Below are 15,925 nucleotides of genomic sequence, written 5' to 3' on the forward strand. Positions count from 1 at the left end.
GGTGTCGTGTCCGCGTGTCGAGGGGAGCCGGCAGTGTCCACAGCGACCGCGACGGTCGAGCTCGCCGACATCGCGGTGTCGTTCCCCGCAAACGACGGCACGGACTACACCGCGGTCGCGGATATCCGGCTGTGCGTCGAGGCCGGCACGTTCGTGTCGGTGGTCGGCCCGACCGGCTGCGGAAAGACCACGCTGCTCAACGCAATCGCCGGCCTGCTGACACCGAGTTCGGGCAAGGTGCTGATCGACGGCGAGCCGTTGCGCGGGCTCAACGAGCGGGTGGGCTACCTGTTCCAGCAGGAGGCGCTGCTGCCCTGGAAGAACGTGCTGGACAACGTCGCCTTCGGGCTCCAGTTGCGGGGCATCGGCAGGGCGGCTCGGGAGGCGGCGGCCCGCGAGTGGATCCGCCGGGTGGGGCTCACCGGCTTCGAGCGGGCGTACCCGCACCAGCTGTCCGGCGGGATGCGCAAGCGGGTGGCCGTGGCGCAGACCTTCCTCGTCGATCCCGACATCCTGCTGATGGACGAGCCGTTCGGCGCGCTCGACGTGCAGACCCGCCAGATCATGGAGAACGAGCTGCTCGAGCTGTGGACCGGCTCGGGCAAGACCGTGATCTTCGTGACGCACGACCTGGACGAGGCGGTGTCGCTGTCCGACGAGGTCGTGCTGCTGTCGGCCGGGCCGGCGAGCCACATCGTCGGCCGCTACCCCATCGACCTGCCCCGGCCGCGCGATCTCATGGACCTGCGCGCCCGTCCCGAGATCACCGAGATCTACGCGCGCATCTGGGCCGACCTTCGTGAGGAGGTGATGAAGGGCTATGAGCGCTCCTCCGGGTACGCGGCCGACTGACGAGGACGGCAAGGCCGGGTCGGTGACCGCGGCGGCGCGGCGCAAGTCGGCAGCGCGCAGGCGACGGGTGGTCGTCCGGTCGATGCAGGTGGCCATCGCCGTGGCCGGGATCGGCTCGTGGGAGATCCTGGTGAACGCCGACGTCCTCGACGAGTTCTTCTTCCCTCGTCCGACGGACGTCGCCGAGCGCATCGGCGACTGGCTCGCCGACGGTGAAATCTTCGACCATCTGCTGGTCACGCTGACCGAGGCGGTGCTCGCGCTGCTGATCGGCTCCGCGCTCGGGCTGGTCACGGGTTTTCTGCTGGCCCGCTGGCGGCTGCTCGCCGAGATCCTCGACCCGTACATCAAGATGCTGAACTCACTGCCCCGGGTCGTCCTCGCGCCGATCTTCCTGCTGTGGTTCGGCCTGGGCATCTGGTCCAAGGTGGTCTTCGGGGTCACCCTGGTGTTCTTCATCGTCTTCTTCAACACGTACCAGGGCGTTCGCGAGGTGTCCCCGGTGCTGGTCGACAACGCGCGCATACTCGGCGCGAGGGAACGGCAGATGCTCCGGCACGTGTTCCTGCCGAGCGCGTTGACCTGGATCTTCTCCAGCCTGCACGTCAGCGTCGGATTCGCCATCGTCGGCGCGGTCGTCGGCGAGTACCTCGGCGCCTCGGAAGGGATGGGCTACCTCATCTCCGAGGCGGAGGGACTGCTCGACACCACTGGCGTGTTCGCCGGCATGGTGGTTCTCGCGGCCGTCGTGCTGGTCATCGATCTGATAGTGCACCGAGTGGAACGCTTCCTACTGCGGTGGAAGCCGGTCGCTCCGACCTGATCCGTGCCGCCGGCCGGCACCGCTCCCGTCCACTGATGCTCCCGGTGTCCTCAACGGAGGAACGAGGTATGCGATGGTTCGCGCGAGACGACTCCTCACACTTGCCGCAGCTGCCATGCTTGCGCTGTCGCCCACCGCGTGCGGCGACGACTCGGCCGGCGACGGTGGGTCGCGGACGGTCAAGATCGGTGTCGGCGGCAAGTCGCTGATGGTCTACCTGCCGACGACGTTGGCCGACGAGCTCGGCTACTTCACGGACGAGGGTCTCGATGTGACCTTCGACGACCTGGAGGGTGGATCCAAGGCGCTGCAGGCGCTCCAGGGCGGCAGCGTCGATGTGGTCAACGGTTTCTACGAGCACACCATCCAGATGCAGGCCAAGGGACGCGACCTGACGGCGTTCGTTGCGATGCTGCGCTATCCGTCGATGGTGCTGGCCGTCTCGCCGAAGGCGAGCAAGGAGATCAAGGCAGTCGAGGACCTGCAGGGCGCGAAGGTGGGCGTCACCGCGCCGGGCTCGTCGACCGACTTCTTCCTCAAGTACCTGCTCAGCACCAACGGCCTCGAGCTCGACGCGGCCTCGGTCCACGGCATCGGCGGCGACACGAAGGCCTTGGCCGCGGTGGAGAGCGGCCAGGTCGACGCCGCGGTGCTGCTCGAGCCGGCGTTCTCCCTGCTGCAGAAGCGGGCCGGCGAGGGCGGGGTCCGGGTGCTCGAGGACACCAGGACCGAGGCCGGAGTGCGGGAGGTGTTCGATGTGAGCACGTACCCGTCGGCCGTGCTGTATTCCAACGCCGACTGGGTCGACGAGAATCGCGAGACCGCCAGAAAGATGGCGAAGGCGATCGTGCGCGCGCTGAACTGGATCGAGCAGCACTCCGCTCAGGAGATCGCCGACAAGATGCCGGAGGAGTACTCCGCAGGCGAGCCGGAGGTCTACGTGGCCGCGCTCGATGCGGCCAAGGACGCGTACTCGCAGGACGGTCGCGTCTCCACCGACGGCGCGGAGGCCGTCGCCAGGGTGCTCGGGCTGTCCATCCCGGAGGTCGCCGAGACCGACATCGACGTGTCGAAGACCTTCACCAACGAGTTCGTCGAAGAGTAGCTGACCAGGTGGGTGCTCCGAGGCGCCCGGGAACGGGCCCGCAACCCGCCCTCTCAGATCGGGATCGACCAGGTCAGGAGCGTGCCGGAGGGGTGGGGGGCCGGGGCGGGGGAGAGGTCGAACGTGCCGCCGTGGCTGGTGGCGCGGTCGGCCAGGTTGACCAGGCCGCTGCGGGCGGCGTCCGGTGGGCAGCCGACGCCGTCGTCGAGGACGGTCAGGGTGAGCCGGCCGGCCGCCACCCGCACGCCGACCTCGACCCGCGTCGCGGACGCGTGTTTGACCACGTTGGACAGCGCCTCACGGAGCACGGCCAGCAGGTCCGGCCGGACCCGGTCGGGCACCGCGCTGTCCACCGGGCCGAAGACGTCCAGCCGGGGGCGGAAGCCGAGCGGCGCGGTGGCGGCGTCGACCATCTCGCCCAGGTCGGCGCGGAGCGCGGGCGCGGCCGGCGCGCGCAGCTCGAAGATGGCGCGGCGGATGTCCCGGATCGTGCTGTCCAGGTCGTCCACGGCCGCGTTGATCCGCGCGCCCGCCTCGGGGCGGCCGGCCAGCGGGATCGCGGTCTGCAACTGCAGGCCGGTGGCGAACAGCCGCTGGATGACCACGTCGTGCAGGTCCCGCGCGATGCGCTCACGGTCCTCCAGCACCACCAGCAACTCGCGCTCCTCCTGCGCGCGGGCGCGTTCCAGCGCCAGCGCGGCCTGGCCGGCGAACGTGGCGAGCATGGTCGAGTCGTCGCCGGCGTGGCGGGTGACGGCCGGGTCGTGCGCGACCACCAGCACGCCGTGCAGCGCCTCGGCGCTGCCGAGCGGCGCCACCATGGCCGGCCCGGACGGTACGTCGCCCGGCCAGACCGCGGACTTGGCCAGGCTCTCCACGGTGACCGTGCCGGAGCCGGTGATCGCGGGCAGGAACGCGGTCTCGCTGGCGACCAGCTCGGCGCCGGCCGACAGCGACGTGTCGCCGTCCACCACCTCGACGGTGAGCCGGTCCGTGTCCGCGTCGTAGAGCAGCACCAGCACCAGGTACGCACCGGAGACCTCGCGCGCGCGGCGGGCGATCAGCGACAGCGCGCCGGTGCGGCCCACCTCGGACAGCAGCACCGCGGTGATCTCCGAGGCCGCGGCCAGCCACTGCTCGCGCCGGTGCGAGACGGCGTAGAGGCGCGCGTTCTCGATCGCGACGCCGGCGGCCGCGGCCAGCGCGACCACCACCTCCTCGTCGTCCTCGGTGAACTCGGCCGCGCCCCGCTTCTCGGCCAGGTAGAGGTTGCCGAAGACGTGCTCGCGGATGCGCAGCGGCACGCCCAGGAAGGAATGCATCGGCGGGTGGTGCGGCGGGAACCCGTACGACTGCGGGTGCCGGGTGATGTCCGGCATGCGCACCGGCCGCGGGTCCTGTATGAGCAGACCCAGCACGCCACGCCCGTGCGGCAGGTCGCCGATGTGCGCGGCCTGCTCCGGCGTCATGCCGTGCGTGATGAAGTCGGTGAGCCGCCGGTCCGGCCCGACCACGCCGAGCGCGCCGTACCGGGCGCCGGCCAGCTCGCACGCGGCCTCCACGATGCGCTGCAGCGTGCTGCGCAGGTCGAGGTCGGTGCTGATGCCGACCACCGCGTCGAGCAGCGCCCGCAGCCGTTCCCGGCTCGCCACGACGTCGCCGACGCGGTCGAGCATCTCCTGGAGCAGTTCGTCGAGGCGGACCCGGGACAGCGGCCCGAGCCCGAGCGACGGCGGTTGGTCTGCGGCCACGACCGCTAGGATACGGCCGAGGTGTCGATGAGTTGCGCCGCCGGCATCCGCGGCGTGGCCGGCGGTCCCGCGTGGTCGGAGTCGGGCAGGCCGAGGCGCACCACGAGGTACGGGTAACCCAGCTCGGAGAGCGTCATCCGCAGCGCCGTGCGCGTCACGTCGACCTCGATCACGCCGGACAGCGGCAGCACGCCGACGCCGCGTTCGGCCGCGGCCAGCCACGCCGCGGACAGCGCCTCACCGGCGCGCAGCCACGTCGCGGGCTCGTCGTCGCGACCGAAGATCACGCCGTACGAGGCGGAGCCGTCGTGGCCCTCGCCGATCGGCAGCCGGCCGTGCTCGCCGAAGTCCCGGTTCGGCACCGTGGACCGCACCGGCGTCTCCGGCAGCGACTCGGCCGGCAGCGTCTTCGCCTTCCAGAACTCCAGCTCGTGCTGGACGAACGGGTCGCGCGCCTCCACCTCGGCCGCGCGCCCGGCCGCGGCGGCCAACTCGTAGACCTGGTCGCCGACGAGCAGGTGCAGGTGCACGCCGTGCTCCTCGACGATCCGCTGAAGCGCGGTGAGGTCGTCCGGGTGGACGGGCTCGTCGCGGGTCGGGCGCCGGTCGGTGCGCCGGGTGCGCAGCTGCTGCACGCGGCGCATCGCGGCCGGGGTCACCTCGCACGGCGCGCCCGGCGTGATCCGGGCCAGCAGTTCCGGGCCGTCGAACCGGGTCACCTCGGCGGTGTGGCCGAGCGCGGCGAGCGCGACGACCGCGTGGTGCAGAGCGGCGCCGACGCTGACCGTGAGCAGCCGGCCGGCCGGGTCGACGGAGAGCAGCTTGCGCTCGGGTACGGCGTACAGCTCCAGGGCGTCCGGCAGGACCCGCCACCGCCACGGCTGCGTGTTGTGCACCGACGGGGCGAACCCGGCCGTCGCCGCGGCCTCGGCGAGCACGGACGCCACCGTGCGGTTGGTCTGGCTCGTCATGGTGTGCCTCCCGTGTTCGTACGCTGCGACGAGTCTGCCCGGCGCGGTCCCGGAGCCGTCAGGGCCGGCGGCACCGGCGCGCCGGGACCAAGGTCCCGCTCAGGACGCCGCGGGCGGGAACGCGCAGAACTCGTTGCCCTCCGGGTCCGCCATGATCCACCAGCTGATGTCCTGGTCCGGCGCGCGCAGCACGGTCGCGCCGGCCGCGACCAGCGCGTCCGGCGCCGGATCGGTCATCGTCACGTCCCAGTGCAGGCGGTTCTTCACGGTCTTCGGCTCGGGCACGTTCTGGAACACGAAGAACTCGAACGGCTGGCCGGCGCCGCCGGTCAGCGCCCAGTAGTCGTCGCCGGGCCGCACGGAGCCGCCGAGGACCGTCTGCCACCACCGGGCCTGCGCGGCGCCGTCCCGGGCGTCCACCACCAGCTCGTAGAGGCGGGCCGGGCGACCGTCCGGCACGAACACGCAGAACTCGTTGCCCTCCGGGTCCGTCATCAGCCACCACCTCTCGTCCGGCCGCGGCTCCAGCAGCACCGTGGCACCGGCCTCGACCAGCGGCGCGATCGTCTCGTCCGGCCCGAGCCGCAGGTCGAGGTGCACGCGCGTCTTCACCGGCGGCGGCGCGTCCGGCACCTCGTTGATCCACACGATGGTCGAGTCCCCGATGCCCGGCGTCAGCCACCAGAACTCCGGGTGGGTCCGGTGCGGCGTCCGCTCCGCGCGCAGCGCGAGCTGCCAGAACGCGGCCGTCCGAGCCCGGTCGGAGGCGTCGACGCAGATGTCCTTCAGGCTGGCGAGCGTCATGGTCACATCCTGCCCGATCGTCCCCGGCGTGGCAGACTCGATGGCAGAGGGGGTTTCCATGGAGCTCAGACCGCCCGCCGAGACCGTCGAGTGCCGGGGCGCGTCCGTGCGGATCGTCGACCCGGACGCGATCCTGCTGGCCGCGGCCGGTCCGGAGCCCGTGGAGCTGCTGCACGGCGCCGGGTTCCCGGGGCCGCTGCGCGCGGTGGCGCTGACCGCCGGCAGCCGCCTGTCGACCAGCGGGCCGGTCTACCGGTTCGTGGGCACGGCGCGGCGCGGCGGCGGGTTCGACGCGCTCCGGATCGGGCTGACCGGCCCGGTCGGCGTGCTGATCGCGCGGCAGATGGCGACCCGGGACCCGCTGGGCTTCGCGGCCCGGACCGCGTCGCTGGCCGGGGAGACCATCCGGCGGCTGGGTGAGCGGCCGGAGGACCTGCCGCGGGACCGGACGCTGGTGGACGCGGTGTCCGGCCTGTCCGCGCGGGTGACCTACGACGTGGAGCCGGCCGCGCTGCCGCAGCAGGTGTCCGTGACGGTGACGGCCGAGGCGCCGCGGCGCGCGGACACGCCGCTCGTGCCGTACCTGCGCGGCTTCGTGGAACTGTTCTTCGAGGTGCTGGCGGAGCTGGCCGGCGGCGACCTGAGCGGCCGCTACACGCTCACGCTGCATCCGGAGGAGGTCGCGGAGCGGTCCGGTGCCGTGAGTCTCGACCAGGTCGGCGGGCTCGACCACATCGTGAGCCAGCTGCGCGAGGTGGCGGTCTCGTTCAACCACCCGGAGGCGATGGCGCGCTGGGGTGCACGGCGGCCGCAGGGCATCCTGCTCTACGGGCCGCCCGGCACCGGCAAGACCATGCTGGCCACCGCGCTGGCCAACGAGATCGGCGGCGAACTGCGCGAGATCCGCACGCCGGAGATCCTGGACCGCTGGCTCGGCGCGTCCGAGCGGAACATCAAGAAGATCTTCACCGAGGCGCGCCGCTACACCACGCCGACCGTGCTGCTGTTCGACGAGTTCGACTCGATCATCAGCTACACCGGCGGCGGCCAGGACGCGGCCGGGCAGGCGATCAACTCGGTGGCCGGCATCTTCAAGCAGGAGATGAACACGCTGATCGAGGCGAATCCGCGGGTCATCGTGGTCGCCACGACGAACTTCCCGGACCGGGTGGACGCGTCGCTGATCCGGTCCGGCCGGTTCGACATCAAACTGTCCGTGCCGAAGCCGGACGCCGACGGCCGCGCGGAGATCATCTCGAAGATGCTGCGCGGGCTGATCGCGGCGCACGAGACGCCCGGATTCCGCATGTTCGGCGACGACGTCGACGCGCGCGAACTCGCCGTCGCGTGCCCGGGCGCCACCGGGGCGGACATCCGCGAGGCGCTGCGCCGGGTGCAGTTGCAGAAGGCCATGGAAGAGGCCCGGGGGTACGTTCCGGAGCCGATCAGCCAGTCCGAGCTGCTTCAGGCGCTCACATCAGTTTCTCCGGCTTGAACCCCCAGTGCCAGGACTCGCGCGGGGTGTCCTCCTCGAAGCCGTACCGTCCGGCGTTCTGCCGCATCCAGGTGAGCGCCTTCGCGTTCAGGTCCAGGTCCGCGGCCATGCCCCAGCCGTGGTCGGAGGTGCCCGGCTTCGCGGCCAGCCCGCCCTGCGAGTAGAGGCCCTTGCGCCGGGCCAGGTCGACCTGTTCCTCGTACGGCCGGTACGAGTCGGTGATCCCGATCGTCACGCCCTGCGCCTTGGCGTCCGCGATCAGCTGCGTCAGCTTCTCCGCGGCCGGCCCCCACAGCCGGTGCCCGGTGCCACCGACCTGGCCGAGCGCGGACGCCGGGACCTTCCCGTTGCCGTACGCGGCCAGATCCTCCGGAACGCCGCTGGCGTTGACCTTCATGTTGGTCGCGGTCGTCGCCGGCGTGCCGGCCGTGCTCCCGCTCACGGCGCTGGCCAGCGCGGACGCGAACGCCTGGCCCGTCTGCGACACCGCGGTCGCGGTTCTCGCCGCGGTCTGCTGCGTCATCGACGCGATCCGGTGCTCGATGTCGTTGATCCGGGCGGTGACGCCCGTGATGCCGTTCAGCACGATCCACCTCCGCTGCTTCAACCACCCATCGGCAGCCCACCCGGCGACCTGAGGTTCCCGGCCGGCCTGGCGCGCCGGGCATAGAGTCGCGGTCGTGTTCGCCGAGCCACCCGGATTCGATCGTGCCGCGCTCACCCGGGCGCTGCGCGACGGATGGGGCATCGCGGTCGCCGCGCTGGAGTACGCGCCGGTCGGCTTCGGCGCCCACCACTACCGCGCCCGGGACACCGGCGGCGCGGACTGGTTCGTCACCGTCGACCTGGACGCGGACCCGGTCGCGCTGGAGCGGGCGTTCGGCACTGCGGCGGCGCTGCGCGAGGCGGGGCTGGAGTTCGTGGCGGCGCCGCGCCGGCGGCCGGACGGGCGCTGCCTGACCGTGCTGGCCGGGGGCAGCGCGGTGTCCGTGGCCGAGGCGATCGACGGCGCGTCCCACGACTTCGGCGACGAACTGCCCGCACCGGCGCGGCGGCGGCTGCGCGACGCGCTCGACCGCATGCACGCGGCGCCGGTGCCGCCGGGCGCGCCGGTGGACCCGCTGACCGTCCCGCGCCGCGACGAGCTCACCCGCGCGGGTCCGCCGTGGGGCCCGGGGCCGTACGCGGACCGGGCCCGCGACCTGCTCCTCGCCCACCGGGACCGGATCGACGCGCTGTTCGCCCGGTACGACGCGCTGGTCCCGGCCGTGCGGGCGCGGCGGGACACCTGGGTGGTCACGCACGGCGAGCCGCACCCGGGCAACGTGATGCTGCCGGCGGGCGGCGGCATCCGGCTGATCGACTGGGACACGGTCGCCGTCGCGCCCCGCGAGCGCGACCTGTGGATGGCGGACCCGGACCGCACGGCCGACCCGGGGGCGGCGGAGCTGTACCGGCTGCGCTGGGCGCTCACCGACATCTGCGCGTTCGCGCACGACCTGCGCGTGCCGCACCGGGACGACGAGAACACCGCGCTCGCCTGGCGGGCACTCGGCGGATACCTGATCTCCGGCCTATGATCGGCCACATGGCGCGAATCGTGATCGTCGGCGGCCACGGCAAGGTGGCGCTGCTGCTGGCGCCGCTGCTGGTCCGGGCCGGCGACGAGGTGACCTCGGTGTTCCGCAACCCGGAGCACACGCCGGACGTGGCCGCCACCGGGGCCCGCCCGGTCGTCGCGGACCTGGAGAAGCTGGACACCGAGGCGATCGCGGCGCTGCTCGCGGGCCACGACGCGGTGGTCTGGTCGGCGGGCGCGGGCGGCGGCGATCCGGCGCGGACGTACGCGGTGGACCGGGACGCCGCGATCCGGACGATGGACGCGGCCGTGAGCGCGGGCGTGCGGCGGTTCGTGATGGTGTCCTACTTCGGCGCCGGCCCGGACCACGGCACGCCGCAGGAGAGCGGCTTCTTCCCGTACGCGGAGGCGAAGTCCGCGGCCGACGCCCACCTGGCCGGCACCGGGCTGGACTGGACGATCCTGCGGCCGAGCCGGCTCACGTCCGACGCGCCGACCGGGCTGATCGAGACCGCGGAGCAGGGCGCGACCGCCACCAGCGTGACCCGCGCGGACGTGGCCGCGGCCGTGGCGGCGGCGCTGGCCGACCCGGCCACCCGCGGCCGGACCGTCGAGTTCAACAACGGCGGCACGCCGATCGCGTCAGCGCTCGTACCGTAGATAGCGGGACATGTGCCGCACGGCCGGGATCGGCCGGAGCGCGGAGCCGAGCAGCCGGGTGACGCGCGGCAGTTCCTCGGTGCCGGGCGCGGTGATCGCGTCCACCGCGTCGCGCAGCCGCAGCCCGGGCACGGCCCGGACCGGGTCGTGCGGGTCGTCCACGCTCCAGTGCAGCGTGGCGCCGGAGAGGCGGACCGCCGGGTTCAGCTTCTGGGCGCGGATCGCCAGCCGGTTGAACGCGTCGAACGCGATCGTGGTGCCCTCGCCGAACCGGCCGGTGATCCGGCGCAGCAGTGAGATGCCCTGCTCCTCGGTGAGGTACATGCTCAGGCCCTCCGCGATCGCGAGCGTGGGGTGCCCGGCCGGGATGCGGTCGAGCCAGCCGTCGTCGGTGACGGACGCGCCGATCGTGTGGTAGCCGGGCCGGTCCGGGAACAGCGTGTGGCGCAGCTCGACGACGTCCGGGAAGTCCACGTCGTACCACTCGGCGCCGGGCCGGGGATCGACGCGCCAGACGCGGGTGTCCAGCCCGGCGCCGAGGTGGACCACGGTGACCTCGCCGTCGTGCTCGCGCAGGAACTCGCGCACCCACCCGTCCAGGAACCTGGCCCGCACCGCCACGGTGGGCGCCATCTGCGGGCTGATGCCGGTGGCGGAGAAGTCGTAGTCGATGGCGTCGACCGCGGCCGCGGCCATGGTGTCGCCCAGCACCGGGTGTGCCGCGCGGGCGTCGAGCGCCCGGGCGTACAGCGTTACCAACAGCGTCTCGCGCGCCTCCGTGAGGCGAACCCGCACCATGAATTCGACGGTACGCGGGCCGCGCTCGCCCGTGGGGGCACCGGTGACGCCGGGGCTGGTGCGGCATCCGGCAGAACGGGCGCACTGCACATTTCGCGCCCGCCGGCCGTCGTGGCGGCGATATGGTTCCCGGAGAAGCTCAGCCGAACAGCATCCGTTAAGGACGCGTTAAGGCGCGATGACCGCGCTCGGTGATCCATGCCTCACTGGGGCCGTTGCGCCAGTCTCGGGCGGAGGGTTTACGGTGAACGGAAGGTCTACCCAGAGATCTGCCGGTAAAGCGAGGGAAATACATGACGGATGTCAAGCTTGAGCATCCTGGCGGACAGCTGTCGATGCCGGTTCGGAACGCGGTTGAGGGACCGGCGGGCGTTGACGTCGGTCAGTTGTTGAAGGAAACCGGATACGTCACCCTCGACACCGGATTCGTCAACACCGCCTCATGCACCTCCGCGATCACCTACATCGACGGCGACGCCGGAATTCTGCGCTACCGTGGCTACCCGATCGACCAGCTGGCGGGCAAGGCGTCGTTCCTCGAGACGTCCTACCTCCTCATCTACGGTGAGCTGCCCACGGCGGACCAGCTCGCCGAGTTCGACTCCCGCGTCCGCAAGCACACGCTGCTGCATGAGGAGATGCGCCAGTTCTTCGGCGGTTTCCCGCGTGACGCGCACCCGATGGCCGTGCTCTCCTCCGCGGTGAGCGCGCTGTCGACCTTCTACCAGGACGCGCTCGACCCGTTCAATCCCGAGGACGTGGAGATCTCCACGGTCCGGCTGCTGGCCAAGGTGCCGACCATAGCGTCGTACGCCTACAAGAAGTCCATCGGTCAGCCGATGCTCTACCCGGACAACAATCTGGGTTACGTGGAGAACTTCCTCCGCATGACCTTCGGCGTCCCGACCGAGGACTACGAGATCGACCCGGTCGTGGCGCAGGTGCTGGACATGCTGCTCGTCCTGCACGCGGACCACGAGCAGAACTGCTCCACCTCCACGGTCCGCCTGGTCGGCTCCAGCCACGCGAACCTCTTCGCCTCCGTCTCGGCCGGCGTGAACGCGCTGTTCGGCCCGCTGCACGGCGGCGCGAACGAGGCCGTGCTGACCATGCTCAACGGCATCCACGCGAACGGCGGCGACGTCAACGCGTTCGTCGAGCGCGTGAAGAAGAAGGAGCCCGGCGTCAAGCTGATGGGCTTCGGGCACCGGGTCTACAAGAACTACGACCCGCGCGCCGCCATCGTCAAGCAGGCCGCGCGGGACGTGCTCGAGCGCACCGGCGGCAACGACCCGCTGCTCGAGCTCGCGATGAAGCTGGAGGAGATCGCGCTCGCCGACGACTTCTTCATCTCTCGCAAGCTCTACCCCAACGTGGACTTCTACACGGGCCTCATCTACAAGGCGATGGGCTTCCCGACCAAGATGTTCACGGTGCTGTTCGCGCTCGGCCGGCTCCCCGGCTGGATCGCGCAGTGGCGCGAAATGATCAACGACCCGGCGACGAAGATCGGCCGCCCGCGGCAGCTCTACACCGGCTCGCCGGAGCGCGCGTTCGTCCCGATCACCGAGCGCTGACCCGATTCCGGTTCCGCGATAAGGCCCGCGCCCCGGCGCGGGCCTTCTTGCATGATTGCCGTTAACGTCGATGTTCCCTGATGGCCGCCCGCGCCCGACACCATGCGGTTCCATGTGGAATCGACGACTGCTGACCGCCACCCTGGCGTCGGCGCTGATCGCGGGCGCGCTGGTGGCGCCGGCATCGGCCTCGGCCCGGAGATCATTCGACCTGCAGGCCCACCGCGGCGGGCTCGGCCTGCGCGTGGAGAACACGCTGGCGTCCTTCGGCAACGCGCTCCAACTCGGCGTGCGCACGCTGGAGCTGGACGTGCAGATCACCGAGGACCGGCAGGCCGTGGTCACCCACGACCGGCGCGTCTCCGGCACCAAGTGCGCCGACACCGCGCCCGTCACGCCCGGCGACCCGGAGTTCCCGTACGTCGGAAAGTATGTCAACACGCTGACGCTGGCCCAGGTCCGTACGCTCGACTGCGGATCGAGGTCGCTGGCCGATAAGCCGGGGCAGCTGGCCGTGCCGGGTGCCCGCATGCCGCTGCTGAGCGAGGTCTTCGCGCTGGTCAAGCGCTACCGCGCGGACGACGTGACGCTCAATGTGGAGACCAAGGTGGAGGCGGGCGCGCCCTCCGAGACCGCGCCGCGCGAGCAGTTCGTCCAGGTCACGCTGGCCGAGATCCGCAAGGCCGGGATGCTGCGCCAGGTCACGATCCAGAGCTTCGACTGGGGTGCGCTGAAGCGGTTCCGCGAGGTCGAGCCGCGGCTGCCCCGGGTGGCGCTGACCAACTACGACTTCCTCCAGGTGGGGCAGCCGGGCGCGTCGCCGTGGCTGGGCGGCCTGGACATCGACGACTTCGGCGGCGACCCGATCAAGGCGATCAAGACCTTCGGGGCGTACGCGTTCTCGCCCGTGCACGGCTTCCCGCAGAACGGCACCGTGTCCGACCCGGCGTACCGGCCCTACGTCACCGAGGCGATGGTGACGCACGCGCACCGCAACGGCATCAAGGTCGTCCCGTGGACCGTCAACGACGTGCCCACCATGGCGAAGCTGCTCGACGACGGCGTGGACGGCCTGATCACCGACTACCCGGACCGGCTGCGCACGCTGCTCTCCTCGCGCGGATACCAGCTGCCGCGCGGGTACCGGTCGCCGTTCGACGTGCAGGCCCACCGCGGCGGCCGCGCCACGCTCCCGGAGAACACGCTGCCCGCGTTCTCCGCGTCGCTGGCCGAACCGGCGATCTCCACGCTGGAGCTGGACACCGGCGTCACCCGCGACGGCCACCTGGTGGTGCTGCACGACCGCACGATCAACGGCTCGCACTGCGTCGACACCGCGCCCGCGACCCCGGGTGACCCGGCGTACCCCTACGTGGGCGACCTGGTGCACTCGCTGACGCTCGCGCAGATCAAGACCCTCGACTGCGGTACGCGGACGAACCTGCCCGGCCAGACGCCGGTGCCCGGGGCGCGCGTCCCCACGCTCACCGAGGTCTTCGAGCTGGTGGCGGCGTCCGGTCGTACCGACGTCCGGCTCAACATCGAGACGAAGATCAGTCCGACGGTGAACGACACCGAGCGCTACGACGTCTTCACCCGCAAGCTGGTCACCGCGATCCAGCGGGCGCGGATGACCTCGCGCGTCACCATCCAGTCGTTCGACTGGCGCACCATCCAGCTGTCCCGGCGCCTCGACCCGCGCATCGAGACCGTGGCGCTGGTCTGGCAGTACGGCCCGGCCGAGTGCGCGTCGCCGGCCGACGAGTGCTCGCTGCGGGCCGTCTACGGCGACCCGTCGGTGCGCAGCCCGTGGACCGGCAGCCTGGACTGGTGGCGCTTCCGCGACCTGGGCAAGCTGGTCCGCGCCGCCGGCGCCGGCACGGTCTCCGCCAACTGGCAGGTCCACGACCCGTCCCAGCCGGCCGCCCCGCACCCGGACTGGTACATCCGGACGGACCCGTCGTACTTCCACGGCCCCACGGTGCCGGTCCTCCAGCGCCGCGACGGCCTGAAGGTCGTCCCGTACACGCTGGACGACCCGGCGGTCATCCAGCGCGCCATCGACCTCGGCGTCGACGGCATCATCTCCGACACCCCCGCGCTGCTCATCCAGATCGCCATCCGCAACGGCCTCCGCTGACCGCTCGCCGCTCCCGGGCCGCCGCCGATCCCTCGGCGGCGGCCCGTCGCGGCGCGGTACTGATCATGTGTGCCGGTCGATATGTTGGTCGGCATCATCGCCGCGCGGCAAGGACGGACGGACATGGCGGACAGGACGCCCCGGCGGGCGCTGCCGGTCGTGCTCGTGGTGGCCGCCGCGGCGCTGTGCCTGTGCGCCGGACTCACCGTCCTGGCGGCCGTGCTGGCCGGGCAGAGCCGCGACGGGCCGCAGGTCGGCGCCACCGGGGCGCCGGGTACCCCCGACGACGAACTGCCGGCCGCCGAGCCGCCGCAGGCCGACATCCAGCAGATCTACAGCGACGCGCGGACCAGCCTGCGCGACGGCACGGCCTACGTGGGCTCGCCCAAAGAGGTCACGGTGGGCGAGACCGTGCACATCAGCGCCCGGGTCTGCGGCGAGCTCAGCACCGCGTGCGCGGCCGGGCCGCCCGGCGTCGCGCCGTCGTCGGCCGGGCCGGTGCGCAGCGCGCCGGTCTTCGTCGGCGCGCGCGTGGAAGCGGTGGCCGCGGCCGGCGCGGACCTGACCGTGATGCCCACCGCCGGCGGCGTGCAGCCGCTCATCTCCGAGGAGGACTGGGCCGAGTGGGAGTGGGCGGTCACGCCGGCCCGGGCCGGCTCGCTGACGCTGACCGTCCGGTTCCGGGTGCTGCTCGCCGACTCCGACGAGTCCCTGGTGCCGGACACGCTGATCAGGGTCCCGGTGGAGGCGCTGCCCGAACCGGTGCAGCCGGTCAACCCGGTCCGTCGTGCGTTCGACGCCGTGACCGGTGCCGTCACCGCGCTCCTGGGACTCCTCGCCACGATCTTCTCGCTGCTCGGGCTGACCGCGGCCGGCATCTGGAAGGCCGCGCGCAATCGCCGGCGGCGCCGCCGGTCCGCGAGCCTCGAGCCCGGTGCCGAAGGCCCCACCCGGCCCCCTGAACCCGCGCGACGGGACGTCACGCCGGGACCCGCCCTGCGAGACGCGGCGCCGGGACCCGCCCGGCACGACGTCACGCCGGGACCCGCCCTGCGAGACGCGGCGCCGGGACCCGCCCGGCACGACGTCACGCCGGGACCCGCCCTGCGAGACGCGGCGCCGGGAGCCGTCTGGCACGACGCGGCGCCGGGGGCTGACCGGCACGACGCGGCGCCCCGACATGACGCCACGGCGGAAGCCGCCCGGCACGACGCCGCGCCGGGAAGCGGCCGGCATGACGTCGTGCCCGGGGATGACCGGCCTGACGGGGCGGCCGATCGGACCGACACGCGCCCGCCGGCGGGTTGAACGGCGCCGGGCCGGGACGAGAGGGGCCGGCGCCGGTGCGGCCCCCGCCGGGGTGTGCCGCC

General features: G+C 72.4%; 14 protein-coding genes. 9 read left to right on the forward strand and 5 right to left on the reverse strand.

Translation table 11 applies throughout. The features are described from left to right. Nucleotides 1–33: 33 nt before the first annotated feature. The 3 genes from J2S41_RS08910 to J2S41_RS08920 all read left to right on the forward strand — a co-directional run bounded on the left by J2S41_RS08910 (nt 34) and on the right by J2S41_RS08920 (nt 2,780). Entirely contained in the window at nt 34–852 is an 819-nt protein-coding gene (locus tag J2S41_RS08910) for an ABC transporter ATP-binding protein (RefSeq protein ID WP_310365400.1), read from the forward strand. After that, nucleotides 821–1,675: an ABC transporter permease gene (locus J2S41_RS08915; RefSeq protein ID WP_310365403.1), complete on the forward strand. Its 855-nt coding sequence runs from the start codon at nt 821–823 to the stop codon at nt 1,673–1,675. Before J2S41_RS08910 ends, J2S41_RS08915 begins: the two co-directional genes overlap by 32 nt. 73 nt (nt 1,676–1,748) lie before the next feature. Continuing rightward, complete coding sequence (locus J2S41_RS08920) at nt 1,749–2,780, forward strand: ABC transporter substrate-binding protein (protein WP_310365405.1); 1,032 nt, start codon at nt 1,749–1,751, stop codon at nt 2,778–2,780. 53 nt (nt 2,781–2,833) lie between these two features. Here J2S41_RS08920 and J2S41_RS08925 read toward each other — a convergent pair whose 3' ends face one another. The 3 genes from J2S41_RS08925 to J2S41_RS08935 all read right to left on the reverse strand — a co-directional run bounded on the left by J2S41_RS08925 (nt 2,834) and on the right by J2S41_RS08935 (nt 6,306). Next, the gene (locus J2S41_RS08925) at nt 2,834–4,456 is read right to left on the reverse strand and encodes a GAF domain-containing sensor histidine kinase (RefSeq protein WP_310376329.1); all 1,623 of its coding nucleotides are present in this window, start codon (nt 4,454–4,456) and stop codon (nt 2,834–2,836) included. An 80-nt stretch (nt 4,457–4,536) separates the two neighbouring features. After that, on the reverse strand, nt 4,537–5,502 hold the full coding sequence (locus tag J2S41_RS08930) for an Acg family FMN-binding oxidoreductase (protein ID WP_310365408.1): 966 nt from the start codon (nt 5,500–5,502) through the stop codon (nt 4,537–4,539). Between the two features lie 99 nt (nt 5,503–5,601). Then, complete coding sequence (locus tag J2S41_RS08935; RefSeq protein WP_310365410.1) at nt 5,602–6,306, reverse strand: VOC family protein; 705 nt, start codon at nt 6,304–6,306, stop codon at nt 5,602–5,604. A 58-nt stretch (nt 6,307–6,364) separates the two neighbouring features. Between J2S41_RS08935 and J2S41_RS08940 the strand changes: the two genes are divergently transcribed. After that, nucleotides 6,365–7,801, forward strand: coding sequence for an ATP-binding protein (locus J2S41_RS08940; RefSeq protein WP_310365412.1), 1,437 nt, complete (start codon nt 6,365–6,367; stop codon nt 7,799–7,801). On the opposite strand, the gene J2S41_RS08945 is transcribed toward J2S41_RS08940, so the two are convergent. Next, nucleotides 7,779–8,387: a M15 family metallopeptidase gene (locus J2S41_RS08945; protein WP_310365414.1), complete on the reverse strand. Its 609-nt coding sequence runs from the start codon at nt 8,385–8,387 to the stop codon at nt 7,779–7,781. The genes J2S41_RS08940 and J2S41_RS08945 overlap by 23 nt on opposite strands. A 94-nt stretch (nt 8,388–8,481) precedes the next feature. Here J2S41_RS08945 and J2S41_RS08950 point away from each other — a divergent pair, with 94 nt between their 5' ends. Both J2S41_RS08950 and J2S41_RS08955 read left to right on the forward strand, forming a co-directional pair. Further along, nucleotides 8,482–9,381 carry a phosphotransferase gene (locus J2S41_RS08950; RefSeq protein ID WP_310365416.1) on the forward strand — a complete coding sequence of 300 codons (900 nt, stop codon included), beginning with the start codon at nt 8,482–8,484 and terminating at the stop codon, nt 9,379–9,381. A gap of 8 nt (nt 9,382–9,389) precedes the next feature. Further along, nucleotides 9,390–10,040, forward strand: a complete 651-nt coding sequence (locus tag J2S41_RS08955; protein WP_310365419.1) for an SDR family oxidoreductase — start codon at nt 9,390–9,392, stop codon at nt 10,038–10,040. On the opposite strand, the gene J2S41_RS08960 is transcribed toward J2S41_RS08955, so the two are convergent. After that, nucleotides 10,023–10,838: a class I SAM-dependent methyltransferase gene (locus tag J2S41_RS08960; protein ID WP_310365422.1), complete on the reverse strand. Its 816-nt coding sequence runs from the start codon at nt 10,836–10,838 to the stop codon at nt 10,023–10,025. The two genes, J2S41_RS08955 and J2S41_RS08960, sit on opposite strands and share 18 nt — an antisense overlap. 293 nt (nt 10,839–11,131) lie before the next feature. Between J2S41_RS08960 and J2S41_RS08965 the strand changes: the two genes are divergently transcribed. From J2S41_RS08965 to J2S41_RS08975, 3 genes are all read left to right on the forward strand, one after another. After that, a complete protein-coding gene (locus J2S41_RS08965; protein WP_310365425.1) occupies nt 11,132–12,415 on the forward strand; it encodes a citrate synthase in 1,284 nt (427 codons plus the stop codon). A gap of 112 nt (nt 12,416–12,527) precedes the next feature. Beyond that, complete coding sequence (locus J2S41_RS08970; RefSeq protein WP_310365429.1) at nt 12,528–14,555, forward strand: glycerophosphodiester phosphodiesterase family protein; 2,028 nt, start codon at nt 12,528–12,530, stop codon at nt 14,553–14,555. 123 nt (nt 14,556–14,678) lie between these two features. Beyond that, the gene (locus J2S41_RS08975) at nt 14,679–15,863 is read left to right on the forward strand and encodes a hypothetical protein (protein ID WP_310365430.1); all 1,185 of its coding nucleotides are present in this window, start codon (nt 14,679–14,681) and stop codon (nt 15,861–15,863) included. Nucleotides 15,864–15,925: the final 62 nt, after the last annotated feature.

Origin of the sequence: Catenuloplanes atrovinosus (assembly GCF_031458235.1) — a bacterium.
GTDB lineage: Bacteria > Actinomycetota > Actinomycetes > Mycobacteriales > Micromonosporaceae > Catenuloplanes > Catenuloplanes atrovinosus.